This window comes from Shouchella oshimensis (assembly GCF_004375095.1).
GTDB lineage: Bacteria > Bacillota > Bacilli > Bacillales > Bacillaceae_D > Shouchella > Shouchella oshimensis.
Map to the genome: position 1 here is coordinate 925,935 of NZ_SNUX01000003.1, position 6,390 is coordinate 932,324.

Below are 6,390 nucleotides of genomic sequence, written 5' to 3' on the forward strand. Positions count from 1 at the left end.
ACGCCTCTAATGCAAATAAACACTGCTAGCCATTCTCTTCCTATCCCCCACTACCCGACTTGTAGCGTTTGTAAACGTTTTTACACGGTTTTAAAACGATCGTTACTAGCGAATAGGTTTACTATGAAATGAAGTATTTGAATCGAACCGGTCGTATTCACCAGCTGTTAAATAAAGAGAGACACAATGATCGCTAATAAAAAGACAATAGCCGTTTTAAAAATGGTAAGTACGAAAATATCTTTATACGATTGCCGGTGCGTTAGTCCTGTAATGGCGAGCAATGTAATAACTGCTCCGTTATGCGGCAATGTATCCATACTACCTGAAGCCATAGATGCAAATCGGTGCAATAACTCTGGGCTTATCCCCATTGTATCTGCTACTTGCAAATAGTAAGAACCCATTAACTCAAGTGCAATGGATAATCCTCCAGAAGCTGAGCCTGTAATACCGGCAAGTACGTTAACCGCAATGGTTTCTGATAGGATGGGATTGTCGCTTGCTTGAAAGACCCATTCTGAAATGGCACTAAATCCAGGAAGCTTACTTACAACATTCCCAAATCCAACCTCTGATGCTGTATTAAAGATTGCTAGCAACGCGCCAGTCGCTGCGGTTGTTAGCCCTTGCGCTAAAGTCAAACGTATTTTTTTCAAATTGATAAGCATGGCAGCTAATATGCCTATCGTAAGTGCAATGATTAATGACCAGTTGGAAACGACCGTTCCAACGTCACCAATACCATATGTATTCTCTAAAATCGTAGGATCATACCAATTACGTACAGATAAAGGAGTTCGACTAAAAATAAAGTTAAACAGAATGACGAGTAAGAGCGGTATGATTGATAACCAAAATGAAGGTAGTGTTTTTTCATCAATTGGCTCTGGTTCATTTTTATGATGACTTCCATAGCCCTCCCCTTGTAAAAGGGCTTTTTTACGTTGACGTTCTAACCACCACATACCTACACTTAAAATCAGTAAAGTGCACGTTAAGCCAACGAGAGGTGCCGCATAAGCATCTGTACCAAAATAGCTTGTCGGAATAATATTTTGGATTTGTGGCGTTCCAGGCATAGAGTCCATTGTAAACGTAAATGCTCCTAAAGCAATGGAAGCAGGTATTAAACGTTTTGGTATACCTGCTTCTTTAAAGATTGCAGCCGCAAAGGGATATACGGCAAAAGCTACAACAAATAGTGAGACCCCTCCATATGTCAATGCTGCGCATGCAAAGACAACTGCGAGAATCGCTCGCTTTTGACCGAAAGATCGAACAATAGAGTGTGCAATTGAAGCTGCCGCCCCTGTCATATCCATAATTTTACCGAAAACCGCTCCTAATAAGAAAATCGGAAAAAAGGTTTTAATATAGTTTGCCGCATTGGTCATATATGTTTCTGTGTAGCTCGGTAATAACGCCCCTCCCGATAACACAACCGCTAAAATTGTAACAAGCGGCGCAATTATAATGACAGGATACCCTCTATAGGCTAAAAAAATGAGGAGACCAAGTGAAAGTAAAATGGCGACAATATCAATAAACATGAAACTAGCTCCTTTCTTTGATTGATATGAAAGCGTTATCAAAATTAAATAAGCTCTTTCTCATGCTCTTGCAATAATCATGCCAACACTTTTTTCTATTCACCCTTGTTTTAAATCCACATTATAAGCAAATGCGCTTGTAAATCCGCATCCATTCTCACGGTCTGTTCCATTAATCGAACAGATCGGGCCGTACAATTCAATTAGTGTTCGATTAGCTAAACAACGGTTGAACACTAAAAAAACCGTTCTTCTCCTTTGAGAAAAGCGGTTTCAAAACTTACGATAATTGATGTTTAGCAAGCTTTTCATAGAGAGTTGTTCGCCCAATGCAGAGTTGGTTAGCTGCTTCAGACTTATTGCCTTTTGCTTTTATTAAGCTATGCTCAATCGCTTCTTTCTCCGCCTTTTCTAACTGAATAGCTAAAGGTTGAATGTCCTCATCATGTTCCTGTTCTCTTTTTAATTCTTTTGGTAGGTAGGCTGGTGTAAGCCAATCCCCAGGGTTCATCAAAGTTAACGCACGTTCCACAATGTTTTCTAATTCACGAATGTTTCCAGGAAAATGGTACTTTTTCAATAATGTAATTGTTTGAGAATCAATTCCTTTACTCGTTATACCTACTATTGTTTCGTATTTTGCTAGTAGAAAGTGAATAAGTTGTTCAATATCTGCCTTTCTATCACGCAGTGCAGGTATTTTGAGTTCAATTACGTTGAGACGATAATACAAATCAAGGCGAAATTTCCCTTTTTCTACAAGTGTTTGAAGTGATTGATTTGTGGCGGCTATGATCCTTACATCAACTGATTTTGTCACTAACCCACCAACACGTTCCACTTCCCTTTCTTGAAGTACACGAAGAAGTTTTACTTGCATATGTAGGGGAAGCTCTCCAATTTCATCGAGAAAAATAGTCCCACCATCTGCCATTTCAAACTTTCCTGGCTTTCCCCCTTTTTTCGCTCCTGTAAATGAGCCTTCTTCATACCCAAATAACTCAGCTTCGAGTAAATCGTTCGGAATAGCAGCACAATTTACTTTTACAAAGACCCCCATAGATCTCGGACTTGCCTGATGGATAGAGTGAGCAAAAAGCTCTTTTCCTGTTCCACTTTCTCCTAGTAAAAGAATGGTAGCCTGTCCTTTTGCAGCCTTCTTCGCTTCATCGATTACCTCAATGAATGCTTTACTTTCTCCAATCAAGTGCTGAAAAGAATAAGATGCTTTGTTTCGATCTTGGAATTCGCCTTTGTATTTACGTACTTCTTTCTCTAATGCGTTTAAACGACGAAAAAGCGCCGTAAATTGGCCAATGTTCTTAAATAATAATTTTCCAACTGCCCCAACAAGCTTTTTGTCCCGATAGATCGGTGTTCGAGTCACGATAATATAATTGTTCCCCACCTTTTGTAGTTGAGCGGTCTCTTCTACCCCTGACTTTGCCACTATGTGCATGCGGGTGTTCGGGATGACCTCTGTTACATGCTTTCCGATTGATGAAGCTTGATTGATCTCAATAAAATCGGCATATGCTTTTGAAAATACCTGTACATACCCATCTTTATCTACCATTACTAACCCATCGTATGTATGTTCAATCATATTAAGAAGTTTGCGCTCTTGAGTATCTTCATTTAAAGCGGTTACATTCTTTGTGACGTTTAAACTGTAGAGTATTCCTTCTTTTCCGTTTATAAACATTGTTTCTTTTTGAACGTTTATATTTTTGCCCAATCGTTCAATAGTTGCGCATAAAAGGGGAATCCATTCTTTTTCAAAAGAAGAGTGGTTATTTTCTCTGAAGCCATTCCATACTAATAATTTTTCAGCAACAGTATTAGAAGCGATTAACGATATGTCATTACGTACTACAAGCAAAGCTGCCCATTCATGATCGCTACTGCATTCTAGTAAAGTGGCTAACGGTTGACGATCCATCTCTCTCTTCCCTTCTCCTTAGTTACGTGTCTCAAAAAGTATATCATACAGCTAACAATTAAGCGGTTAACTATTACATTGGCATAAAAATTGCATGGAATTTAAAGAAGGTCATCCCATTTTCAAAAAAACGTAGTATATGAATCGCTTATTAGGAGGGAAAAAACATGAAGAATAGTGAACAAGTTGTGTTAATTACAGGTGCAGCTAGTGGTATTGGCTTCCAACTCGCTGAAAGTTTTGCGTCAAATGGATCAAAAGTCGTGTTAGCTGATCGAGACAAACAACGCGTCAAGCAAGCAGCTTCTCAATTAATTGCTAAAGGTTACATAGCTCACCCTATTGTTGTCGATGTGACAAAAGAAGATGATATTAAGCAAATGATTGAATTCACTTTAAATCAATGTGGACGTTTAGATGTACTGGTTAACAATGCTGGCATGCAGCACATTGCTCCTCTTGAACACTATAGTACAGAACGGTATCAGCTTCTCCTTTCCATTATGCTAGTAGGACCATTTATGGCTATAAAGCATGCCATGCCTATTATGAAAAACCAAGGTTACGGAAGAATCATTAATATGTCTTCTATTAATGGGATAATTGGCTTTGCCGGAAAAGCTGCCTACAATAGTGCTAAACACGGTATTATTGGGTTGTCTAAAGTAGCCGCCCTCGAATCTGCAGAATACAACATTACTGTTAACTGTATTGCTCCAGGATACATTGATACACCTCTTGTGCGTGACCAATTAAAAGATCTTGCCTATACCCGCAAAGTTGATGAAAAGAGCGTATTAGAAGACATTATTTATCCACTTGTTCCCCAGAAGCGGCTGATCACAGTCGAGGAAGTCGCAAGTATGGCGATTTATCTCTCCTCTGAAGCAGCGAAAGGGATAACTGGCCAAACATTGGTTATTGATGGCGGTTACACAGTTCAATAAAACAGTGTCAGCAAGTAGATACCATTTTCTGTATAAGCGTTATTTTCTAAAGCGAGTGCTTTTTAGTTTTAATAATCATAGAAAACCCACAGTTTATTACGGGCTACGTAAAAACTGCGGGTTTTAATTTTTGATTACTACAGAACTGACGTGTTTTACGTAATACGATGTATCGACCAAATGGTTCCAGCAGGTACAAATGCACCAATATTTAAATTGATAGTCAACCCACTTGAAACATAAAACACGCCTAAAACATCACCTGCATTGAGTTGAACATCTGTAACAAGGGTGACTTCACCACTTCCCAATATAACTCGGAGTGTCAATAACAGTAGAATGTTTACGTCAAGTATTGGAATAAGTCCTGTAGTAATCGTTGTCGGATTTGGTGTGATTCTTTGAATAGTAAAAGCCGGATTAACCCCTGTTCCTATCTGAGCAGCTAAAGCAGCCGTTGTTCGATAATTAATAATCGATTTAATGGAATACCTACCAGTAGCAGGAACTGTATAATTTCCAGTTGCCGGATCGAATCCAGTTCCAGTATAAAAAGGGCTATCTGTGGACCATGCATTCAGTTGACTAGAAGCACTAATCGTTGCCGAGGTTTTCACAGCAGAAAAACCGAATGATGAAACATTTGGTCCGGTAGCACCAGTAGGACCTGTAGCCCCGGTAACGCCAGTAGCCCCAGTAACTCCCGTTACTCCTGTAGCACCAGTGACTCCAGCAGCGCCAGTAACACCTGTGACTCCGGTAACGCCAGTAGCACCAGTGACTCCGGTAACGCCAGTAGCCCCAGTAACTCCCGTTACTCCTGTAGCACCAGTGACTCCAGTAGCTCCAGTAACACCAGTGACTCCGGTAACGCCAGTAGCCCCAGTAACTCCCGTAGCTCCAGTAGCCCCAGTAACTCCCGTAGCTCCAGTAGGACCAGTAACTCCAGTAGCCCCAGTGACTCCAGTAGCACCAGTGACTCCAGTCGCCCCAGTGACTCCAGTCGCCCCGGTATCTCCAGTAACTCCTGTAACTCCTGTGGCACCAGTAACTCCAGTAGCTCCAGTAGCTCCTGTAGGACCTGTAACCCCAGTGACTCCAGTGGCTCCGGTAACTCCAGTAGGACCAGTAGCTCCGGTGACTCCAGTAGCTCCTGTAACCCCGGTGGCACCAGTGACTCCGGTAACACCAGTAGCCCCAGTGACTCCAGTAGCGCCAGTAACTCCAGTGACTCCGGTAATTCCAGTGGCACCCGTAACCCCAGTAGCACCTGTAACTCCGGTAATACCAGTGGCACCTGTTACCCCAGTGGCCCCTGTGACACCAGTGGCACCAGTAGCTCCGGTAATGCCAGTAGCTCCTGTAACCCCGGTGGCACCAGTGACTCCGGTAACACCAGTAGCCCCAGTGACTCCAGTAGCGCCAGTAACTCCAGTGACTCCGGTAATTCCAGTGGCACCCGTAACCCCAGTAGCCCCAGTGACTCCAGTAGCGCCAGTAACTCCAGTGACTCCGGTAATTCCAGTGGCACCCGTAACCCCAGTAACCCCAGTGGCCCCGGTGACACCAGTAGCACCAGTAACACCAGTAGGACCAGTAACTCCTGTTACTCCTGTAGCTCCAGTAGCTCCAGTAATGCCAGTCGCCCCTGTAACTCCGGTAACTCCAGTAGCACCAGTGACTCCAGTAGCGCCAGTAACACCCGTTACTCCGGTAACGCCAGTAGCTCCAGTAGTTCCAGTAGTTCCAGTAACACCCGTTACTCCAGTGGCCCCGGTGGCACCAGTAACACCTGTAGCTCCAGTGGCACCTGTAGCTCCAGTAACACCAGTAGGACCAGTAACCCCGGTAACCCCAGTGGCCCCGGTGGCACCAGTAACACCAGTGGCTCCTGTAACTCCCGTTACTCCCGTTACTCCTGTAGCCCCAGTAGGACCAGTAACCCCGG

Annotated in this window: 5 protein-coding genes; 1 reads left to right on the plus strand and 4 read right to left on the minus strand. The window is 42.9% G+C overall.

Annotated elements, in window-relative coordinates; translation table 11 throughout:
• Nucleotides 1–167: 167 nt before the first annotated feature.
• The 3 genes from E2L03_RS15515 to E2L03_RS15520 all read right to left on the minus strand — a co-directional run bounded on the left by E2L03_RS15515 (nucleotide 168) and on the right by E2L03_RS15520 (nucleotide 3,495).
• Nucleotides 168–1,553: a GntP family permease gene (locus tag E2L03_RS15515; RefSeq protein ID WP_134259584.1), complete on the minus strand. Its 1,386-nt coding sequence runs from the start codon at nucleotides 1,551–1,553 to the stop codon at nucleotides 168–170.
• Between the two features lie 99 nt (nucleotides 1,554–1,652).
• Nucleotides 1,653–1,790, minus strand: coding sequence for a hypothetical protein (locus E2L03_RS20545; RefSeq protein WP_166740333.1), 138 nt, complete (start codon nucleotides 1,788–1,790; stop codon nucleotides 1,653–1,655).
• Nucleotides 1,791–1,833: 43 nt separating this feature from the next.
• Entirely contained in the window at nucleotides 1,834–3,495 is a 1,662-nt protein-coding gene (locus tag E2L03_RS15520; protein WP_197196527.1) for a sigma-54 interaction domain-containing protein, read from the minus strand.
• 167 nt (nucleotides 3,496–3,662) lie between these two features.
• Here E2L03_RS15520 and E2L03_RS15525 point away from each other — a divergent pair, with 167 nt between their 5' ends.
• Nucleotides 3,663–4,442, plus strand: coding sequence for a 3-hydroxybutyrate dehydrogenase (locus E2L03_RS15525; protein ID WP_124742076.1), 780 nt, complete (start codon nucleotides 3,663–3,665; stop codon nucleotides 4,440–4,442).
• A gap of 155 nt (nucleotides 4,443–4,597) precedes the next feature.
• On the opposite strand, the gene E2L03_RS15530 is transcribed toward E2L03_RS15525, so the two are convergent.
• Nucleotides 4,598–6,390 (minus strand): beta strand repeat-containing protein (locus E2L03_RS15530; protein ID WP_276338675.1); only part of this gene is annotated, 1,793 nt, incomplete at its 5' end.

Coding starts and splice junctions, on each gene's coding strand:
- E2L03_RS15515 (WP_134259584.1), bottom strand. CDS start 1,553: ATGTTTATTGATATTGTCGCCATTTTACTTTCACTTGGTCTCCTCATT.
- E2L03_RS15520 (WP_197196527.1), bottom strand. CDS start 3,495: ATGGATCGTCAACCGTTAGCCACTTTACTAGAATGCAGTAGCGATCAT.
- E2L03_RS15525 (WP_124742076.1), top strand. CDS start 3,663: ATGAAGAATAGTGAACAAGTTGTGTTAATTACAGGTGCAGCTAGTGGT.